Annotated in this window: 13 protein-coding genes; 6 read left to right on the top strand and 7 right to left on the bottom strand. The window is 64.1% G+C overall.

Translation table 11 applies throughout. The features are described 5' to 3' along the window. Window positions 1–258: 258 nt before the first annotated feature. Window positions 259–1,155, bottom strand: a complete 897-nt coding sequence (locus tag PYR64_RS04720) for a TatD family hydrolase (protein WP_275778659.1) — start codon at window positions 1,153–1,155, stop codon at window positions 259–261. Between the two features lie 163 nt (window positions 1,156–1,318). Between PYR64_RS04720 and PYR64_RS04715 the strand changes: the two genes are divergently transcribed. From PYR64_RS04715 to PYR64_RS04705, 3 genes are read left to right on the top strand one after another with little or no spacing between them, the layout of a single operon-like run. Continuing rightward, window positions 1,319–2,407 carry a MoxR family ATPase gene (locus PYR64_RS04715; RefSeq protein WP_039240530.1) on the top strand — a complete coding sequence of 363 codons (1,089 nt, stop codon included), beginning with the start codon at window positions 1,319–1,321 and terminating at the stop codon, window positions 2,405–2,407. A gap of 12 nt (window positions 2,408–2,419) precedes the next feature. Further along, a complete protein-coding gene (locus PYR64_RS04710; protein ID WP_193589607.1) occupies window positions 2,420–3,913 on the top strand; it encodes a DUF58 domain-containing protein in 1,494 nt (497 codons plus the stop codon). After that, the gene (locus tag PYR64_RS04705; protein ID WP_275778656.1) at window positions 3,910–6,411 is read left to right on the top strand and encodes a DUF3488 and transglutaminase-like domain-containing protein; all 2,502 of its coding nucleotides are present in this window, start codon (window positions 3,910–3,912) and stop codon (window positions 6,409–6,411) included. Before PYR64_RS04710 ends, PYR64_RS04705 begins: the two co-directional genes overlap by 4 nt. A 127-nt stretch (window positions 6,412–6,538) precedes the next feature. Here the strand turns inward: PYR64_RS04705 and PYR64_RS04700 are convergent, their stop codons facing one another. Continuing rightward, window positions 6,539–8,020, bottom strand: coding sequence for an NAD-dependent succinate-semialdehyde dehydrogenase (locus tag PYR64_RS04700; RefSeq protein WP_018777331.1), 1,482 nt, complete (start codon window positions 8,018–8,020; stop codon window positions 6,539–6,541). 160 nt (window positions 8,021–8,180) lie between these two features. After that, a complete protein-coding gene (gene rsmI, locus PYR64_RS04695) occupies window positions 8,181–9,002 on the bottom strand; it encodes a 16S rRNA (cytidine(1402)-2'-O)-methyltransferase (protein ID WP_035733488.1) in 822 nt (273 codons plus the stop codon). Window positions 9,003–9,187: 185 nt separating this feature from the next. On the opposite strand from rsmI, the gene PYR64_RS04690 reads away from it, so the two are divergent. Then, on the top strand, window positions 9,188–10,996 hold the full coding sequence (locus PYR64_RS04690) for a phospholipid carrier-dependent glycosyltransferase (RefSeq protein WP_275778653.1): 1,809 nt from the start codon (window positions 9,188–9,190) through the stop codon (window positions 10,994–10,996). Between the two features lie 10 nt (window positions 10,997–11,006). Further along, a complete protein-coding gene (locus PYR64_RS04685; protein WP_275778651.1) occupies window positions 11,007–12,839 on the top strand; it encodes an AMP-dependent synthetase/ligase in 1,833 nt (610 codons plus the stop codon). 434 nt (window positions 12,840–13,273) lie between these two features. Here the strand turns inward: PYR64_RS04685 and PYR64_RS04680 are convergent, their stop codons facing one another. Together PYR64_RS04680 and PYR64_RS04675 are read right to left on the bottom strand one after the other, a co-directional pair. After that, window positions 13,274–14,440: a TIGR01906 family membrane protein gene (locus PYR64_RS04680; protein ID WP_018777326.1), complete on the bottom strand. Its 1,167-nt coding sequence runs from the start codon at window positions 14,438–14,440 to the stop codon at window positions 13,274–13,276. Window positions 14,441–14,581: 141 nt separating this feature from the next. Beyond that, complete coding sequence (locus tag PYR64_RS04675; RefSeq protein ID WP_275778649.1) at window positions 14,582–15,577, bottom strand: stage II sporulation protein M; 996 nt, start codon at window positions 15,575–15,577, stop codon at window positions 14,582–14,584. Between the two features lie 126 nt (window positions 15,578–15,703). Here PYR64_RS04675 and PYR64_RS04670 point away from each other — a divergent pair, with 126 nt between their 5' ends. Further along, complete coding sequence (locus PYR64_RS04670) at window positions 15,704–16,510, top strand: RDD family protein (protein ID WP_275778647.1); 807 nt, start codon at window positions 15,704–15,706, stop codon at window positions 16,508–16,510. On the opposite strand, the gene PYR64_RS04665 is transcribed toward PYR64_RS04670, so the two are convergent. Both PYR64_RS04665 and PYR64_RS04660 read right to left on the bottom strand, forming a co-directional pair. Further along, window positions 16,494–17,345 (bottom strand): pentapeptide repeat-containing protein, encoded by an 852-nt coding sequence (locus PYR64_RS04665; RefSeq protein ID WP_275778645.1) that lies wholly within the window; start codon window positions 17,343–17,345, stop codon window positions 16,494–16,496. The two genes, PYR64_RS04670 and PYR64_RS04665, sit on opposite strands and share 17 nt — an antisense overlap. A gap of 201 nt (window positions 17,346–17,546) precedes the next feature. After that, window positions 17,547–18,767, bottom strand: coding sequence for an Ig-like domain-containing protein (locus PYR64_RS04660; protein ID WP_018777322.1), 1,221 nt, complete (start codon window positions 18,765–18,767; stop codon window positions 17,547–17,549). Between the last annotated feature and the right edge of the window lie 15 nt (window positions 18,768–18,782).

The following is an 18,782-nucleotide window of genomic DNA, read 5'->3' as shown; positions in this document are numbered from 1 at the left end:
GGAAAAGCACAGAAATAATGCCAGCCGCAAAACCGAGGGGCCAGGCAAAACTGCCTGGTCCCACTCTTGCTGCCGGCATCTGTGCCGCCAAAAAACATTCAACTGAACGGTCCGGAATCAACTGGACCAGTTGTCCGTAGGCCTTCCCCGACCCCGGCTACTTGTTTAACACAGTAACCGATCTGTTATAAACGAACCAAGACTTCTGCATACCGGGTATCCATCCCCGAACGCCGCTGCGCGCAAATCACTACTGGTTCAGTCCCAGGAACCGTAGGCTTCCAAGGTATTTTCGGCCAAGCGCGAACAGAGTTCGGCCAAGTCACTTTCTGTCACCTCGGCCATGGACCGGACGGTGTACGGGACCATGTAGCTCGCGTTCGGACGGCCGCGGTGCGGGTGGGGCGTCAGGAAGGGCGAGTCGGTTTCAACCAATATCCGGCTTGGCTCGGCGATGGCCAGCGCCGATCGCAGGTTTCCGGCATTCTTGAAGGTCATGGTGCCGGCGAAGGACATGTACCAACCGTTGTCATTGCAGATCCGTGCGAGTCCCTCGTCCCCCGAGAAGCAATGGAACACCACGCGTTCCGGTGCTCCTTCTTCCCGCAGTACCTGCACCACGTCGTCGTGCGCGTCGCGGTCATGGATCTGCAAGGTCAGTCCCAGGCGCTTGGCGATGTCGATGTGGCGACGGAAGGAATAGCGCTGGTGGGCCAGCCCCTCACCGTGGGTGCGGAAAAAGTCCAAGCCGGTCTCGCCGATGGCCCGGACACGGGGATGTGCTGCCAGTTCCTCAATTTCCGCGAGCGCGGCATCCAATTCACCGCAGCCCGCATAAACGGGAGCATCGTTGGGGTGGATTGCCACTGCCCCCAGCAGCCGCGGATCAGCGTCCACGGCCTGCACAGTGAAGCGCGAAGACTCAAGGTCGCAGCCAACCTGCACAGCTCCCTGCACGCCAACTGCCTCTGCGGAGTCCATGGCATCCCGGACCGATACCTCGATCAATCCGTGCCGGAAGTCCAGATGTGTGTGGTTGTCCATCACCGGTACGGGCAGGGGTTCGGGCGCGGGCGGGTATTCCCGGCGGGCGTCCGGTTTTTCGTCAGCGCCCGGTGACGCGCGGTAAGGGGCAGGAGCAAGGGAATTGCACATGCTCCCACCTTAATCGGACTGCGGTCCTCCTGCAGTCCGGATAAATTCCAGTTGGCACATAAATTCCGGGAGCACTATGTCAGGGACGGCCAAAGTCTGGGTAGTCTGGAACGGACAGGCGGCCAGCACCGGCGGTGCCGCGGCGAAGGCTGAAGGGCATTCCATGGAGTCAAAGCGACAAGCCACCGTTGAATCCTCGCCTCTTCAGGGCGAGGATTACAGTTCGCTGCCCCGTGATGGCGCAGGACTGAACGGGCACAGGCCGCAGGTCCTGGACCAGGACAGGTTCCATGATGCCAGCGAGCGCATCCTTGGATCCATTAACAAAGTCATCGACGGCAAGGCCGATGCCGCCAAGCTCGCGCTCACTGTCCTGCTCGCCCAAGGCCATCTGCTGCTGGAGGACGTACCCGGCGTCGGAAAGACCCTGCTGGCGAAGACGCTGGCCCGCACCGTGGACTGCACCGTCTCCCGTATCCAGTTCACCCCGGACCTGTTGCCCTCGGATGTGACCGGCGTTTCCATCTACAACCAGTCGTCACGGCAGTTCGAGTTCCGTCCCGGAGCGGTGTTCGCGAACATCGTGATTGGCGACGAAATCAACCGGGCATCGGCCAAAACCCAGTCTGCTCTGCTGGAATGCATGGAAGAGCACCAAGTCACTGTGGACGGCCATTCGTACCAGCTGGGTTTGCCGTTCATGGTGGTGGCAACCCAGAATCCGATCGAGATGGAGGGCACCTATCCGTTGCCCGAGGCCCAGCGCGACAGGTTCATGGCCAGAATCTCGATGGGGTATCCGGACAAGGACGCAGAAATCGAGATGCTGGAAACGCACCAGGCCACTTCTCCCCTGGCCAAAGTGACCCCGGTGGTCACGGCCAGCGACGTCGCGGCAATGATCGCCACAGTCCAACAGGTCCATGTCTCCACTGCGATCAAGGAATATACGGTGGCAATCGGCAGGGCCACCCGGGACAGTGCCCGCCTTCGCCTGGGTGCCAGTCCGCGGTCCCTGTTGCAGCTGCTGCGAGCGGCGAAGGCCACAGCCGCTCTGGATGGCCGGGATTTCGTCCTTCCGGATGACGTGGTGGATGTCGCTGAATCAGTGCTCGCCCACCGGATCATCCTGGACCGCAAGGCGGCCAGTTCCGGTGATACGCCGCAGAGCGTCCTTCGTGGAATCCTGGGGTCGCTGCCGGTGGCCCAGGACCCGCCCGGTGCGTGGCGCAGGGACCGCCACGCCGTTTAGGAGGTACCCGCAATGGCACTCATGGACCGGCTTCCCAAACACCTGTTCACTTCCCGGGGCTGGGGTCTGCTGGCCGCGGGCGCAATCTCCCTTGGGGCCGCCTACGTGATGGGCCGGCGCGATCTTCTGACCCTTTCGGTACTTCTGCTCCTGCTCCCCCTGGTTGCCCTTGCCGGAGTACGGGTCCTCAAGCCCAAGTTCCAGGTGTACAGGGAGTTCAATCCGTCCACGGTGGAAACATCCAGCACCACCACAGTCCGCCTGGCTGTTGCGCGGACGTCCTATTCCACGGGGCATGTGATCATGGAGGAACAATTGCCGCCCCGTTTCGGCCAGCCGCCTGCTTTCCGTTTCCCCGCCCGTTCCGCTTCGGGAGGCACAAGCCGCTACGAGTACCACCTCCGATCCGGTAAGCGCGGACAGTTCCGGATCGGTCCGGTCACCGCAGAGTTCAGCGATCCCTTCGGCCTTTCCTTGCGGCGGCACTCAATCGACGACGGCGACCTCCTCACCGTGACGCCGGCCGCCGTCGAGCTTCCGGTCACCGGCCTCGCCGGGGCCCGCGGGAACGACGGCGTGACAGCGACGCGGATCCGCGCCAACCCCAGCGACGACGACATCATGACCCGCGAATACCGGCACGGCGACCCCATGCGCCGCGTCCATTGGGCTGCCACGGCACGTCACGGCCAGCTCATGGTCCGCCAAGAGGAATCCGTGACCACCCCGGAGGCCACCATTGTCCTGGATCAGCGCTTCTCGGCCTTCGCTGCCGGCGCTGGTTCCGTTTTTGGCGGCCATGACGAAGACTCCGACCTGGTGACTGGCCCGGATTTTGAATGGATGGTGACCGCTGCCGTATCGATCGCGGCGCATCTGTCGGAGCGGAACTATTCGCTGCGGATTCTGGATGTGTTCGGCGCACCGGCATTCCTCCGTTCCCGCTCGGCACCGGATCCCGACGCGGAGGAATTCTCCGGTGTTGGCGGCCTCCAGGCCATCGCGGAAGGGTTGGCGGCCATCGAGCTCAGCGGTCCCCGGCACGCCAGGGCGGAGCATCACCGGCCGGAGAACGGTTCCGGCCGCCCGAGGCCCCGGCCTGCACGCACCGAACATCCGGCAACAGGGCAACGCGACGTCAGGACGGGCCAGGCACCGGCCGACGCTGCAGATTCAGTCTTCGACGACAGGCTTATGGACAAGCTGGCGGCACACCGTTTGCGGGGACCGCTTCTGGCGTTGTTGGGTGCGCTGACACCCGCGGAAGCCAGGGCGCTGGCCCCTGCGGCCGCCTATGGCGCCAACGCCTTCGCCCTGGTGGTCAGCGATTCTTCGCGAAGCAGCGAGGATGCCCTGGAGATCCTGCGCCAGGCGGGCTGGCGGGTTGCCGCCGTGACCTCGAAGACCCAGTTGGCGTCTGCCTGGTCCTCCTTCGATGAAGGTGGAATAGTCGCCGCCGCAGGGGCTGCCATGGATGTCAGGCGTGGAGCGGCGGTGCCCCGATGACGACTACTTCCCACCGGAACTCCCCGGCCTCAAACCCAGCGAACGGAACGCCCGGCCAGAAGCAGCCAACACCACCGGCCCGCCCAAGGACTGCGGGTCCGGGACCCTACCCATGGGTCATGGCCGCTGCCATTTCCGTAGCCGTCCTGGGCGCCGCGTTGTCGCTGAACGGTGTCCTCAGGGGCTGGGCCTGGTTCCTGCCGCTGATCACCACTGTCCTGGTGGTTTCCCTGACCCTGGCCGTCCTTCGGGCCCTCCGCGCCCAGCCGTTGCTGGCCACGCTTGGATCCTTTGTCTCCCTGGCAGCCGTGCTCACCTTCACTTTCTGCCGCCAGGACAGCCTGGCCGGCTTCATCCCCACTACCAGTACCTTTACCGCCGTCGGGCGCCTGATCAAACGAGCGGCCGAGACGGTGGTCTCGGAGAGCGCGCCGGTGGCACCGAACGCCGGGATCGTATTCGTCATGTGTGCGTGCCTGGGGCTCCTGGTGATCCTCATTGACGCTTTGGCGGTTCCTTTGTCCATGCCTGCTGCCAGTGGCATCGGGATCCTGGCGGTGATGGTGGTCCCGGCCACCATCAAACCCCAGAGCGTGGGCGTTGCCGGCTTCCTGGGTGCCGCCGTGGGATACCTGCTGATTCTCGGGTGCAGCCACTGGTTCGCCCCCGATGCCCGCCTGCAGTCCGGGGCGGGGCGGGGCGCCGGGCAGTTCCGGCGGTCGTTGGTGACCGGCGGCCTGGCGCTGGCCTTGACCATGGTGGTGCCCCTGGCGATTCCGGGATTCGAAACGGGAACGTTTCCTGAGGGTTCGCGGCTGAGTCCCTGGGGTGCTTCCAACGGACTAAACCCGATGATCACCTTGGGCAACAGCCTTCGGAGCCCCACCGGATCAGGCCGGATCACTTACTCAACCAGCTCCAGCGCACCGCTTTACCTGCGCTCGGTCACCATTGACCACTTCGACGGCGAAACCTGGGCGCCGGATGACCGCACGGCGCAGCGCCGGGCAGGTGCGGACAGGATCGAAACGGGCTATGCAGTCCAGGGTGAAATCGTTAATGCCGTTACCTCCGTCAGCGCCGGCCAGTTCACCAGCCCCTACCTCCCCGCGCCGTTCGCCCCTGCCTCCGTCAACGGCCTCAACGGTCGATGGACCTGGGACCCTGACACCCTGAGCATCATGAGTACGGAAACCACCACGCGAGCACAGCGCTACGTGGTTTTCTCGGCCGCACCCAAAGTCACGGCAGCGGCCCTGGCCCAAGCTACTGCGCCACCCCGCTCCATCTCCGATGATTTCCTCCGGGTTCCCGGCAACCTGCCGGACATCGTACGGCAAACCGCAGACTCCGTTACGGCGCCCGCGGGCAACAACAATTACGCCAAGGCGTTGGCCATCCAGAAGTACCTGAGGTCGGGCGCGTTCACCTATTCCCTGCAAGCACCCGTCCAGAACGGCTACGACGGCAACGGCCTCTCTGTCCTGGCCGATTTCCTCACGGTCAAGAGCGGCTATTGCGTCCACTTCTCCTCAGCCATGGCCGTCATGGCGCGCGCCGAAGGCATCCCGAGCCGCATCGCGGTTGGCTACGCTCCCGGCCGCCTCACGGGAGAATCGGTTGCCCTGGTCGGACAGGGTTCGTTCCCTGAATATGAGGTGGACGCCAGGGACGCCCACGCTTGGCCTGAACTCTACTTTGAAGGTCTTGGCTGGGTCCCGTTCGAGCCCACACCCTCGCGCGGCGTGGTACCCGACTACGCAACGGAAAGCTCCGTTGCCGGCAACCTCAGCACCAACACTGACGAGAAAGAAACCCTCACCACTCCCGCCCCGGTGGCTACCGCTCCCGTCCCTATCCCGGAGGTGGGCACACCCGCAGCAGGGTCCCCCGGCGTCAATCCCTTCCCTGCGATCGCAGCCGCGACGGCAGGGGTGTTATTGCTGCTTGCTTTCCTGTGCTCGCCGAGGCTCAGCAGGATTGCCCTTCGACGACGCCGGTTGAGCATCAAACCCAGGGCTGACTCGGACATTCTGCCGCCCGGATTCAAGGATCCCGCCCCGGAACTGGCATGGGCTGAACTGCAGGATCTTGCCAGCGACTACGGGGTTCCTTCGACCTCCAGCGAGACGCCCCGGCACTTCTCCAGCAAATTGCGTTCCAGCGCCGCTTTGGGCGAGTCGGGAGGGCTCGACGACGCCGCGCACCAGGCCGTCGCGTCCCTCACCTCGGACTTTGAACGGCAACGCTACGGCCGCCTTACGGTGGCGGCCCCGGCGGCCGCGCCCCGCATCGCCGTCGTGCGTGAGTCGTTGCGGAACAATGCACGCTGGCTGGTCCGGTTCCGCGCGGAGTGGCTCCCCCCGTCGATGATGCGGCGCTGGGCCCGGGTACTCGGTGCGCCGTTCCGGGCCGTGGCTGCGCTGGGCAAGGCTTTGGCTTGGGCAGCCGTCCGCGGCTGGCGGTCCCTGCGCGGGGTCCTCCCCCAGCGGCGCTGACGCAGCGCCGGCGGTCTACGTCACTGAACGTTAAAGGGCCCGGCAGCGGAACTTGTGGTTCCGCTGCCGGGCCCTTCAATCGTCAACCGTCTTGTTGCGAGAGCGGTGGACGGGATCCCTGCGCAGTCTAGTCGGCGTACGGGTCCGCGATACCTACGTACTGGGTGTAGAGGTACTCTTCGATGCCTTCGGAGCCGCCTTCGCGGCCCAGGCCGGACTGCTTGACGCCACCGAACGGTGCGGCGGCATTGGAGATCACGCCGGCGTTGAGGCCAAGCATGCCGGTCTCGAGGCGTTCGCTGATCCGCAGGCCACGGTTCAGGTCCTTGGTGAAGACGTAGGCCACCAGGCCATATTCGGTGTTGTTGGCCAGGCGGACGGCATCGTCTTCCGTGGAGAAGGTGATGATCGGGGCTACCGGTCCGAAGATCTCTTCCTGCAGGATGCGGGCATCAGCAGCAACGTTCTTCAGCACCGTGGGCTTGTAGAAGTAGCCGGGACCATCCACGTGCGCACCACCGGTAACCGCCGTGGCGCCACCTTCGACAGCTTCGGTGACGAGGGCGTGGACGCCGTCGCGGGCCTTGCCGTCAATCAGCGGACCAACCTTGGACTCAGGCTCGGTACCACGGGCGGTGGTCAGCGAACCGATCTTCGCGGCGAACTTCTCAGCGAAGGAATCCGCGATGGACTCGTGCACGATGAAGCGGTTGGCCGCCGTGCATGCCTCGCCCATGTTGCGCATCTTCGCGGCGATGGCGCCTTCAACGGCTTTGTCCAGGTCCGCGTCCTCGAAGACAACGAACGGGGCGTTGCCGCCGAGTTCCATGGAGGTACGCAGGACCTTGTCCGCAGCTTCACGGATGAGGGCCTGGCCCACCGGGGTGGAGCCGGTGAAGGAGATCTTGCGGAGGCGGTCGTCCTTGATCAGCGGACCCGTCACGGCACCGGCCGTGGAGGTCTGGATGACGTTCAGGACGCCGGCCGGGAGGCCTGCTTCCTGCATGACCTGGGCGAACAACAGGCTGGTCAGCGGGGTCAGGTTGGCGGGCTTGAGCACCATGGTGCAACCGGCGGCGACGGCGGGGGCAACCTTGCGGGTGGCCATGGCCAGCGGGAAGTTCCACGGGGTGATCAGCAGGCAGGGACCAACCGGCTTCTTCTGCACGAGCAGGCGGTTCTTGCCGTCCGGGGCTGCGGAATAGCGGCCGGAAACACGCACCGCTTCTTCGGAGAACCAGCGCAGGAACTCGGCACCATAGGTCACCTCACCACGTGCCTCGGCCAACGGCTTGCCCATTTCCAGGGTCATGAGGAGGGCGAAGTCCTCGGCGCGCTCAGTCACCAGCTCGAAGGCGCGGCGCAGGATCTCGCCGCGTTCGCGCGGGGCCGTGCGGGCCCAGTCAGCCTGGGCGGCAGCAGCTGCGTCGAGTGCGGCGGCGCCGTCCTCAGCACCGGCGTCGGAGATGCTGAGCAGGACCTTGCCGGTGGCCGGGTCCTCAACATCGAAAGTTTTTCCCGATCCGGCCGGACGCCACTGACCGTTGATCAGCAGGCCGGTGGGAACGGAAGCCAGCAGTTCGCTTTCGCGTTCAACCGTGACAGTCATGGCGACTCCTTCGTCTAGGGTGCTTTGGAGATTTGCACCACTGGGGGTTCCTTGCCAGAAGTGGCTTGAATTACTGCCACGGTACTGCCCGGCCGGAAGCAGTGTCTACGCCTTGACGCACTGCCATACGGATGCCAATTTGTGCAGGTGCACAGCCATGTCAGCGGGCAGCAAGGACCGCCGAGTACAGCTCCCGTTTGCTGACCCGGGCGTCCTCGGCTACTGCCGCAACCGCTTCCTTGAGGCGGATCCCCTGCGATATGAGCTCGTTGACTGCCGCGACGTGGTCTTCGGGTTTGCCGGGCTCCTGTTCAGGCGCACCACCGACTACCACTGCTATTTCGCCGCGGACTTCGTTGTTCTCGGCCCACTCCAGCAGCTCACGGAGGGTTCCGCGGATGACTTCCTCGTAGGTCTTGGTGAGTTCCCGGCAGACAGCAACCCGGCGTTCGGCGCCGAAACGCTCGTGCAACGCGCGCAGCATGACCTCAAGCCGGTGCGGAGCCTCGAAGAAGACCATGGTGCGGCGTTCATCAGCGAGGTCGGCCAGGCGCGAGTTCCGCTCTCCCGACTTTCGGGGCAGGAAGCCTTCAAAGCAGAAGCGGTCCGTGGGTAGCCCGGACAGGGCAAGGGCGGTCAGAACGGCCGAAGGACCAGGGACCGCAGTGACCGTCAAACCGGCTGCAACGGCACCTTCCACCAAACGGAACCCGGGGTCCGAGACTGCCGGCATGCCGGCGTCGCTGACCATCAGGATGGTTTTTCCGGCGCGGACGTGGTCCAGGAGTTCGCCTGTCTTGGCTACTTCATTGTGCTCGTGGTAGCTGATGACGCGTCCGGAAACCTCTACGCCCAGTGCTGTCACCAGACGGTGCAGGCGGCGGGTGTCCTCTGCCGCCACGATGTCGGACGTAGCCAGGAGCTCCACCAAACGGGTGGACGCATCGCCGACGTTCCCTATGGGAGTCGCCGCCAGGACGATCCTGCCGACCCCCGGTGCCGCACCGGAACCCGGGGCTACCGAAGGAAGCGCCCCGTCCTCGTCGTCGCTGAAGCGGGCCTCGTCCGGGGTATTGCGCTGTTCGTCCACCTGCCAAGCCTAATGCCGCGATGCCTGCAACGCCTCACCTCAACGCTGCGGCAAGCATGGAAAGGTAGCATGGGCGGGTGAACCAGTCGCCCGTTCCTGCCGCCGCTTCCGGCACTCCTGTGGCGTCGTCCGCCGTAGCCGAAACGGATGAGCCCGCAGTCCAACGTCCAGCCGGCCACCTCGACGACGCCGCGAAAGCACATAACGCAGTGCGCGGCGGCACCAGGCAGGCCGGCAACGGATACCTGCCGGGCCGGGGCCTTGAACGCCACCGTTGGATAGAGCGGCCCGCAGAGGCTTTCAGCATGGAGGCCCTGCGCACCCGCCTGATCGGCGGAATCCAGAGCTGGCGCGACTACCCTGCGTCCCTGCGGTTGTGGTTCTGGCTGATTCCCACCATCACGGCCGTCCTGGGCGGAATTCTCCGCTTCTTCCGACTCGACGCCCCGCACAGCCTGGTTTTTGACGAAACCTACTACGTCAAGGACGCGTACTCCTACTTGGTGAGCGGCTATGAACGAAGCTGGCCCTCCAACGCCAACGACTCCTTCAATGCCGGCAATCCCGATGTCCTCCTGAACACCCCCGAGTATGTGGTCCATCCACCGGTGGGCAAATGGATGATCGCTTTCGGAATGTGGCTGTTCGGCGGAGACAACCCCTTTGGCTGGCGCTTCAGCGCGGCACTGACCGGCACACTGACGGTATTCCTCGTGGCGCTCATCGCCATGAAGCTTTTCCGCTCCCACACGCTCGGGGCGGTTGCGGGCCTGCTGCTCGCCGTTGACGGACACCACCTGGTGCTCTCCCGGACAGCCCTGCTGGATGTCTTCCTCGCGTTCTGGATCTTCGCCGCCTTCGGTGCCCTGCTGTTGGACCGCGACGACGGCCGCCGTCGTCTGGCTTCCCGGCTCGCCGCGCAGGCGGCTGCTTCACCAAGCGGCATCCCGTTGACCAGCCAGCTGGTGGCAGGTCCTTGGCTGGGCATGCGGTGGTGGCGCCTCGTTGCCGGTATCTGCCTCGGACTCGCTGTGGGCACCAAATGGTCGGCGCTGTTCTTCGTGGCCGCCTTCGGCGTGATGACTGTGCTCTGGGATCTGAACGCCCGCCGGATTGCCGGGATCCGGAATTGGTTCAGCGCAGGCATCATCAAGGACGGGATCCCGGCGTTCTTCACCATCATTCCGGTTGCCGTTGTCACCTATATCGCCAGCTGGACCGGCTGGTTCCTGTCCAAGGATGCGTACTACCGGCAATGGGCCGCCACCAACCCGGCACCTGGCTGGGACTGGCTGCCTGACCCGGTAAGGTCCCTGGCCCACTACCACCTGGAAGCCTACAAATTCCACCAGGGGCTCAGCTCAGACCACCCCTATGAATCCAGCCCGTGGACGTGGCTGGTCATGGGCCGTCCCACGTCGTTCTATTACCAGTCCCCCAAACAGGGAACCTCGGGTTGCCTCGTGGAGACCTGCTCCTCGGCGATCCTGCCCGTGGGAAATCCCGTGGTCTGGTGGGGCGGAACCATTGCCCTGGTCATCCTCTTGTTCTGGTGGGCGGGACGTCGCGACTGGCGGGCCGGTGCCATCCTCGCCGGTGTTGCTGCCGGCTACCTGCCCTGGTTCATGTACCCCGAACGCACCATGTTCATCTTCTATGCGGTCTCCTTTGAGCCCTTCCTCGTGCTAGGCCTGACGTACGTGTTGGGATTGGTGCTGGGCCGCAGCAGCGATCCGCCGTGGCGGCGACGGTCAGGACTCTACGTCGTGGCCGTGGTCCTGGTGCTGGCTGTCCTCGCAACGGCTTTCTTCTATCCGGTGCTCACGGCAGAAGTCATCAGTTACCAGGAATGGCGCATGAGAATGTGGATGCCATCGTGGATCTAGGAGGCAAGCAGTGAGGGAAGCAAGCACGGAGCTCCTCTTCGAAGCCGACACGGACTCCAACGTCACCGACCTCCTTCTGGAGCGGTGCGCCAAGGATCCGTTCGGCGTCCTGTACGCGCACAACACCCCCAACGGGTGGCTGAACGTGTCAGCTGCCAGGTTCCTGGCGGACGTCACCGCCCTGGCCAAGGGCCTCATCGCAGGCGGCCTCACCCCAGGTGACCCTGTGGCGGTGCTGTCACGTTCGAGCTTCGAATGGACCTTGGTGGACTTCGCCATCTGGATGGCGGGCGGCGTCACGGTGCCCATCTACGAGACCTCCTCTGCCAGCCAGATCGAATGGATCCTGGCTGATTCCGGAGCCCGCCGCATCTTCGCGGAGGACGCCGCGAAGGCCGCGCTCGTCCATTCCGTCGTGGAAAAGTCAGGCCTCCTCGGCGAGGACCCCGTCGCCATCATCCGGATGGAGCACGACGGTGACGCACCCAACCTGACCAGTGTGTCCGCCGTCGGTATCGGCGTCATGGACGCTGAGCTGGAGCGGCAACGCAGCACGGCAAAACTGGCCGACATCGCCTCCATCGTTTACACCTCAGGCACCACAGGCAAACCCAAAGGGTGCGAAATCACCCACGGCAACTTTGTGCTGGTGGCCAGGAACGTTATTCCGTTCCTCCCGGAGCTTTTGATGCAGCCCGGCGCGCGGACCCTCATGTTCCTTCCGCTTGCCCATGTCCTGGCCAGGGCTGTGCAGGTTGTTTGCCTCACTGCCGGTATCACCCTGGGGCACAGCGCCGGTGCCAGCGGGCTGATGGCGGACCTGGGTTCGTTCAAGCCGACGTTCCTGCTTGCGGTTCCCCGGATCTTCGAGAAGGTCTACGCCGGGGCCAGCCACAAGGCCGCAATGTCAGGCAAGTCCGCCCTCTTCTCGGCGGCTTCTTCAACAGCGGTGGAATATTCGACGGCGGTGGACCTCGCCTCCCGCGGTGAGGGGCCGGGTCCGGGTTGGCTGCTGAGAACCAAGCACAGGACCTTCGATAAACTCCTGTATCCCAGGGTGCGGGAAGTCTTTGGCGGCGATGTCGGCTACACGGTGTCCGGCGCCAGTCCCCTGAGCCCACGGGACAACCACTTCTTCCACGGTGCCGGGGTGCCCGTCCTGGAGGGCTACGGGCTGACCGAGACCACGGCGCCCTGCACAGTGAACACCCCCACCATGTCCCGGATCGGAACGGTGGGCATCCCGTTGCCGGGCACCACCATCCGCGTGGCCGACGACGGTGAGGTGCTGGTCAAGGGCATCGGAGTGTTCAAGGGCTACCACGGAAACCCGGAGGCCACGGAGGCCGCCTTTGTGGACGGGTTCTTCCGCACAGGGGACCTGGGCGAGCTCGACTCCGACGGCTTCCTGACCATCACCGGCCGCAAGAAGGATCTCCTGGTGACGGCCGGCGGCAAGAACGTCGCTCCCGGCCCCCTGGAAGAAAAGTTGCGCGAACACCCGCTGGTGGGTCAGGCCGTGGTGGTCGGAGACGGGCGTCCTTTTGTGGCAGCCCTGATCAGTCTCGACCCCGAAGGCCTTGCGGATTGGTGCTCGGAGAACAAAACCGGTGCCCTGTCCCTCGAAGAAGCAGTCCACGACGACCGCGTCAAGGCGGCCGTGCAGTCTGCTGTTGATGAGGCCAACAAGCTCGTCTCGGCCGCCGAATCCATCAGGAAGTTCGCTTTCATCACGGCGGAGCTCAGCGTCGAGTCCGGACACCTGACTCCGTCACTCAAGCTCAAGCGGGCGGCTGTGGTGGGAGACTTCGCGTCGATTGTCGAAAAGCTATACGCCAAGTAGGCCCACCACCTAGCAGCTCGTGGCCACCACCTGGTTCTGCCCTTTTCAGCACCTAATTTTGCCCAATCACCACCTAGCCAGGCCAATCTCTGCCTAGGTGGTCCTGGTGCACCCGTAGCGTTTCCTTCACGAACCAACGTTCAAAAGGGATCTCATGACAAGTCCATCACGCATACCAACACCCGCGCTCTACTATTCGCGTGTCCGGTCTACGTTGGTACCGCGAATCATGGGTTTCACCATGATTACGCTAAGCCCGGTGCTGATCGTCCTCAAGAACTCCGCTATCTGGGGCCCGGGATGGTCGGTTACCTCGTCGGCGGTCGCGAGATCCATATCAAGATGAAAAGCGGCAAGGCCGTTATCGCCAGCACGGACCGCCCTGAACAGCTCATTTGTGTTCTGACCGGAAGTCACCCTCCGGGACAGTAGGTCTAGCGCTTTGAGCTCGTCGTTTCCTTGGAAAGGGCATCATCGTCTTCGGCTGCGCCGTCAACCGCACCATCAGAATCCTCGTCATCGAGCTTCTCCTGGGAAACGGCAACGCCGCGGCGCCGCTTCGTGGGCCACGTGAAGATGAACGTCAACGTCGCCGCGATGAACACCAAAGCACCGATCACGATGCCCGCGTCAACCCAGAACTGTCCCGGGAAGAGCCGGATCAGGGTGTCCTCCAAGGAGAACGTCCATGTGCCATTGGCAAAGAAGATCCGGTGGAATTCGGTGAAGAACTGCTGCCAGCTCAAAGCTGCCAGAACCGCAAGGCCGATGATGATGACAAGCGTGACAATGGAGCCGGCGAACAAGCCGCGGCGGATCCCGCCATTGCTGCGCTTTCGCAGGTACACAATGGCGATAATGCTGAGGATGATGAGCAGGACTCCCGCGCCGAATGAGGACAGAATCACCATCTTGACGTCCGCCATGTGCGCCACTTCGCTGTCCTTGAACAGCTTGGCGCCGTCTTGGTTGACCAAGCCTCCCAGGTACCGGGGACCCGCCCAGTTGCTGAGGTAGTCAACGGCATAGGAGCCATAGGTCATACGGTCGTCAGTGTTGAAGCCATAGCCGTCACCGGGGAAACCGGGACGGTTGTACTCCACCCACAGGAACAGTGGACTCGTGACCGCCCTGACTGCCAGAACCAGGAGGATCACGGGGTAGAAGACAGCCAACAGCACTTGGAAAACCCGGGGCCCTACAGGCTTGACCTTTGCCGCCTGCTCCCGTTCAGCATTGCGCCTGGCCACCTCATCTTCCGGCGGCCGGACCTGGAGGGCCGACGTCGGCAGAGGTTCGGAATAGTGCGACGGCTGCTTGCCGGAAGAGGCATTCGCAAGTGTGTCAGCGAACAGCGGCGGCTCCGTGTCGGCGTCGGCGGCTTCTGCAGCCTTGCGGTCTGCGCGGCTCTCCGGCTGGGCCGTTCCGGGCGCAGCTGACGCTTTTCCAGGCGCTCCAGACGCCGGTGCAGGCGCGGCGGTTGAGGCCGCGGATGAGGCACCACTGGACGTCTTTGGCTTCATCCAGTCGAAGGCCGGTTCGTTGGGGTCCTCGTGGACGTCCGTGTCCGGTTCTTGTGGTTTTGGGCTCTTGTCGCTCACAGCGGGGGTTCACTTCCGTAGGCATCCACCGGCGATTGCGTGCTGCCGGCTCTCTTGTCTGCCTTCGAGCCTACCGCCCGGCTTTGCGCCGACACGAGGAACTACCCCGCCTTGGAGCAGATTGAAACGCAACTGTAAGGTCTACGCGGCGATGCTTCTGTAACCGCCATCGTTGGCGTCCAAGTCACCTGTCTCCCCCGCACGGACAGCCCGGCCGCCGACAAGCAGCGTGTACGTCCAATAGCCGGCCAGCACCAGCGCGCCCATGGTGATCTTGGCCCAGACGGGGAGCTGGCTCGGAGTGACGAATCCTTCAACTATGCCGGAAACCAGGAGGACCAGCACCAGGCCCAGTGCGATGGTGATCAATGACCGCCCTTCATCCGCAACGGCCTGCATCCGGGTCCTGGGGCCGGGCCGCACCATGGCCCAGAAAATCCTGAGCCCTGCGGCGCATGCAATGAACACAGCCGTGAGTTCCATCAGACCGTGGGGCAGGATGTAGCTGAAGAAGACGTCGACCTTGCCCGTTGCCAGGAAGACACCGGCGGCAACTCCCACGCCCTGGGCATTCATGAAAAGAATGTAGGGCACCCAGAATCCTGTGATGCCGAAGGCTACGGCTTGGGCGGAAATCCAGGCGTTGTTGGTCCACACGGCGCCGGCGAAGGAAGCCGCCGGATTCTCGGAGTAGTAATCGATGAAGTCTTCCTCGACGTACCTGCGCACCCTCTCGTCGCTGCCGAAGACGGCTCGAAGCGCATCCGGGGAGGTACCTATCCAGAAGGCATACGCGGCACCGACAACCGTGAAGGCCAGCCCGCACCAAAGGGTCAGCCACCTGATCCGGTAGAAGGCGGCCGGCAACGAGATGACGAAGAAGCGGGCCAGGTCTTCCATGAAGTTCGAGCGGGCACCGGTAAACCTGGTGCGCGCCTGCGCCAACGCGGCGGACAACGACGACGACAGACCGGTTTCAGGAGCCACCGAACGGATCAGGGACAGGTGCCCGGAAACTGTTTGGTACAAGCGCAGCAGTTCATCCGCCTCGTCTCCCGTCAACCGGCGCTTGTGCGCCAGGAAATGAAGCCGCGACCATTTGTCCCCATGTACGGCCGAGAAGGCATCGATGTCCACGGCACCACCCTAATGCCTGAGGCCCGCGCGAGCGCCTGATCGGCGTCGTTTTGGCCTGTCACGCCGCTAGACTCGTTGTGCAGGCGCTGCTGGGCGCCGCATTGTCCGGAAGGCGTGGGGGCTGGCTTGAGTTCGATCATCACAGGCGAGGCAGTGGTCCTCGAGCTGCGCTCAGCGTCTTTTGCGGCCCGGGGGCTGGGCCTGATCCTCGACGTCATCTCGCAGGTGGTCCTCGCGATACTCCTGATCACCCTGGTCCTGATGGCTTCTTCGGACCTGGACGAGTCGGCCATCCGGGCTCTGGTCCTCAGCAGCGTCGTTTTCTCTGTGGTGGTCGTCCCTGTCACTGTGGAAACCCTCACCCGCGGCCGGTCGCTGGGTAAGCTCGCCACGGGTTTGCGGATCGTCCGTGACGACGGCGGTTCCATCCGTTTCCGGCACGCCCTTATCCGCGGGCTCCTCGGTTTCCTGGAAATCTACCTGACCTTCGGCGGACTGGCCATCGGAGTGGCGCTGTTCAACGAGAAATCGAAGCGGCTGGGCGATATCGTTGCCGGCACGTATTCGCTCCGCCTGCGCGTTCCCTCGAAACCCCGTATCGTGCCCAACGCACCGCACTATCTGCAGGGGTGGATTGCCATGGCGGACATCGGCAGGGTCCCGGACGCCACCGCGCGCCGGGCAGGGACGTTTGTACAGCAGGCTTACCTGATGGCTCCCGCCTCACGCCTGGCCATGGCGATGTCCCTGGCCACGGAACTCGCACGCTATGTCGCACCGCCACCGCCGCCCGGCACGATCCCCGAGGACTACATTGGCGCAGTCCTCGGGGAACGACGCAACCGGGAGCTGGCGCGCCTGCGTCAGGCCGAACAGCGGAACGCCACGGTGGGCGCCCGCTTGCGCAAGCTGCCGTTTACCCAGGAGCCCTAGTTCCGGGCTGCCGGAGCCAGTGATCCGGTCTGGTGAGTTCCGTGGGCAGGAGCGTCCGTGCATCGCCTTCGGCAGCATTGACCTGCGGTTGAGTCAGGTAGAGGGCCCTGGACAGGTCCGCCCCCGCCAGCTCTGCACCACGAAGATCCGCCCCCAGAAGATCCACGGCAGCCAGGTCGCTGCCTGCCAGGTTGGCCCCTATCAGGTACGAACCCCGCAGATCTGCTCCACAGAGGCGCTGGTTCCCCAGGTCTGCGCCCATCAGGTCGGCACCCGGCTGGAGGCCGCCGTCGTGACTTTGCCGGTCTTCCGCGCCGTAGGACGCGCGGACTTCTTCGCTGACCTCCATCAGGAGGGCCCGCACCTGCCCGTGGTAGGTTTCGACGTCGGCACCCAGGACCGTGGCTGCGTCACCCACGGCGGTGGTCGCCAGCTGTTCCGCAAGGTGGGCGGCTGCAGAGGCGAGCTCGGGGTCGAACGTCCGTTGCCGGGCCTCGTTCAGGTACCAGAGCATCTCGTGGAGTTGCCTGACCCTTTTGAAAACGTCGAACATCGAGGACGCGGAGGCAGGGTTGTCCCGCCAGCTGTTTCCCCCGAAAGTGTGCTGGGAAACGAGCTGGCCGGCGCCGAAGCAATCGAAAACTGTGCAGCCGCGGAAACCGCGGGGGCGCAGCCGTTGGTGGATGGCACAGGAAAAGTCCCCGGCCAGGTTTGGGCACGCCGAGGCGGCAGGCTTGTCGATGGCAAAGTCCGCTGAGCGGGTAAATCCCAGTGCGGTGCAGCACAGCGCAAAGCAGTTGCTGCAGTCAGGGCGAAGAATTGGTGTGATGGTCATGCGGTGCTCCAAATGATGAAGAGGGTCCGGGGTAAGGAGCCGGGGAACCCGTCAGCGGGTTCCCCTGAGGGACACCCGTGATCACCAGAGGGCAGCACAAAGTGGAGGCCAACACATGGTCGGCACAAATAGTCCGGGTCAAAGCGAAGTCCGGGTCAAAGCGCGCAGGAAATAATCACTGCGGCCATCTTAACAGCAGGTCTACCGTTGGGCGTAGCTGGCCCAGGGAATGTTCCAGTCGCCGAAACCCTCCAGTGGCTCGACAGCCGGGGCTCCCGTGTTCAGGATCTGCACCACGTCGCCGGTCTTCATGTTGTTGAAGAACCAAGCGGCATCATCCGGCAGCAGGCCGACACAGCCGTGCGAGACGTTGACACGGCCGATGGCTCCCCACGCTGACTCCAGGGCCTGGTGGACGTAGACTCCGGACCACGTGAGGCGGTTGGCGTAGTCCACCACCATTGGGGCGTAGTAGCCCTTATCGCCGGGCTTCAGGCCGATGCTGCCGGCGTTGAAATTGGATTTGCGTTCCTGCTCCAGGATCACTGCGTAACCGGTGGGCGAGAGCCAGTCTTCGCCGCCGAGAGACACGGGCGCGGTGTGGAGCAGTTGGCCGTCGGAGTACACGTTCATGGTCTTGGTGGTGTCATCCACCACGGCAATCCGCTGCGGACCCGTCGTAAAGGTGGAGACGACGTCCCCATTACCGATCATGTTGTTGCCGAAATCCACGCCAAGCAGCTTCATGTCCACTGTGACAGTAGTGCCGGAGGCCCAGAATGCCTCGGGCCGGATCCGCACTTTCTTGTCGGAGTACCAGTGCCATGCCACAGGTTGGCCGGACGACACAGTGATGGCCACCCGCTTCTCCATGGCCACCTTGTCCACGACGGGTTCGCTGAAGTTGATTTCGATGGGCTGGCCTGAGCCTGCCGTGGTGCCGTTGCGGGGGTAGATGGACGCGTCTGCCTCGTACGCGGCGGAAACCGTGGTGAAGGTCTGGGTCTTCTTGGTTTCCTTGCCGGCGGTGTCCACGACGGTGAAGGAGTAGTTGTACTGCGTCTTGAACTTCAGGACTTCCTGGGTAGTCCAGGTAGAGCCGTCAGGACTGATCTTGCCCACCACGGGCGCTCCGCCACCGGCAGGGGTCAAAACGACATCCTTGACCTTGCCGTTGACCGCCTTGATCTGGGGACCCACCACGGGATTCCATTCAACAGCCCCATCCAGCGGAGTGATGCCCAGTTCCACGGGCTTGGCCTCGATGGTGGGAGTCGGGGAAGGTGCAGCAGCGTTGTTCTGCGTAGAACCGGGGAGCAATCCGGGTACGGTGGCCACGCCGATTCCGCCTGCCACAATGGCGGCGCAAATCCCTATGATGGCAAGGACCTTGCCCGTTTTCCGTTTGGCGGCCTGTGTCATGGTTCCCGTCATCCT

The sequence above is a fragment of the Paenarthrobacter sp. Y-19 genome (assembly GCF_029223985.1).
Classification (GTDB): domain Bacteria; phylum Actinomycetota; class Actinomycetes; order Actinomycetales; family Micrococcaceae; genus Arthrobacter; species Arthrobacter nicotinovorans.
This window is presented reverse-complemented; position numbering and strand designations above follow the sequence as displayed.

What these genes read in the sequence shown, in the direction of transcription:
- PYR64_RS04720 (WP_275778659.1), bottom strand. Translation starts at nt 1,155, where the DNA reads ATGTGCAATTCCCTTGCTCCTGCCCCTTACCGCGCGTCACCGGGCGCT.
- PYR64_RS04715 (WP_039240530.1), top strand. Translation starts at nt 1,319, where the DNA reads ATGGAGTCAAAGCGACAAGCCACCGTTGAATCCTCGCCTCTTCAGGGC.
- PYR64_RS04710 (WP_193589607.1), top strand. Translation starts at nt 2,420, where the DNA reads ATGGCACTCATGGACCGGCTTCCCAAACACCTGTTCACTTCCCGGGGC.
- PYR64_RS04705 (WP_275778656.1), top strand. Translation starts at nt 3,910, where the DNA reads ATGACGACTACTTCCCACCGGAACTCCCCGGCCTCAAACCCAGCGAAC.
- PYR64_RS04700 (WP_018777331.1), bottom strand. Translation starts at nt 8,020, where the DNA reads ATGACTGTCACGGTTGAACGCGAAAGCGAACTGCTGGCTTCCGTTCCC.
- PYR64_RS04665 (WP_275778645.1), bottom strand. Translation starts at nt 17,345, where the DNA reads ATGACCATCACACCAATTCTTCGCCCTGACTGCAGCAACTGCTTTGCG.
- PYR64_RS04660 (WP_018777322.1), bottom strand. Translation starts at nt 18,767, where the DNA reads ATGACACAGGCCGCCAAACGGAAAACGGGCAAGGTCCTTGCCATCATA.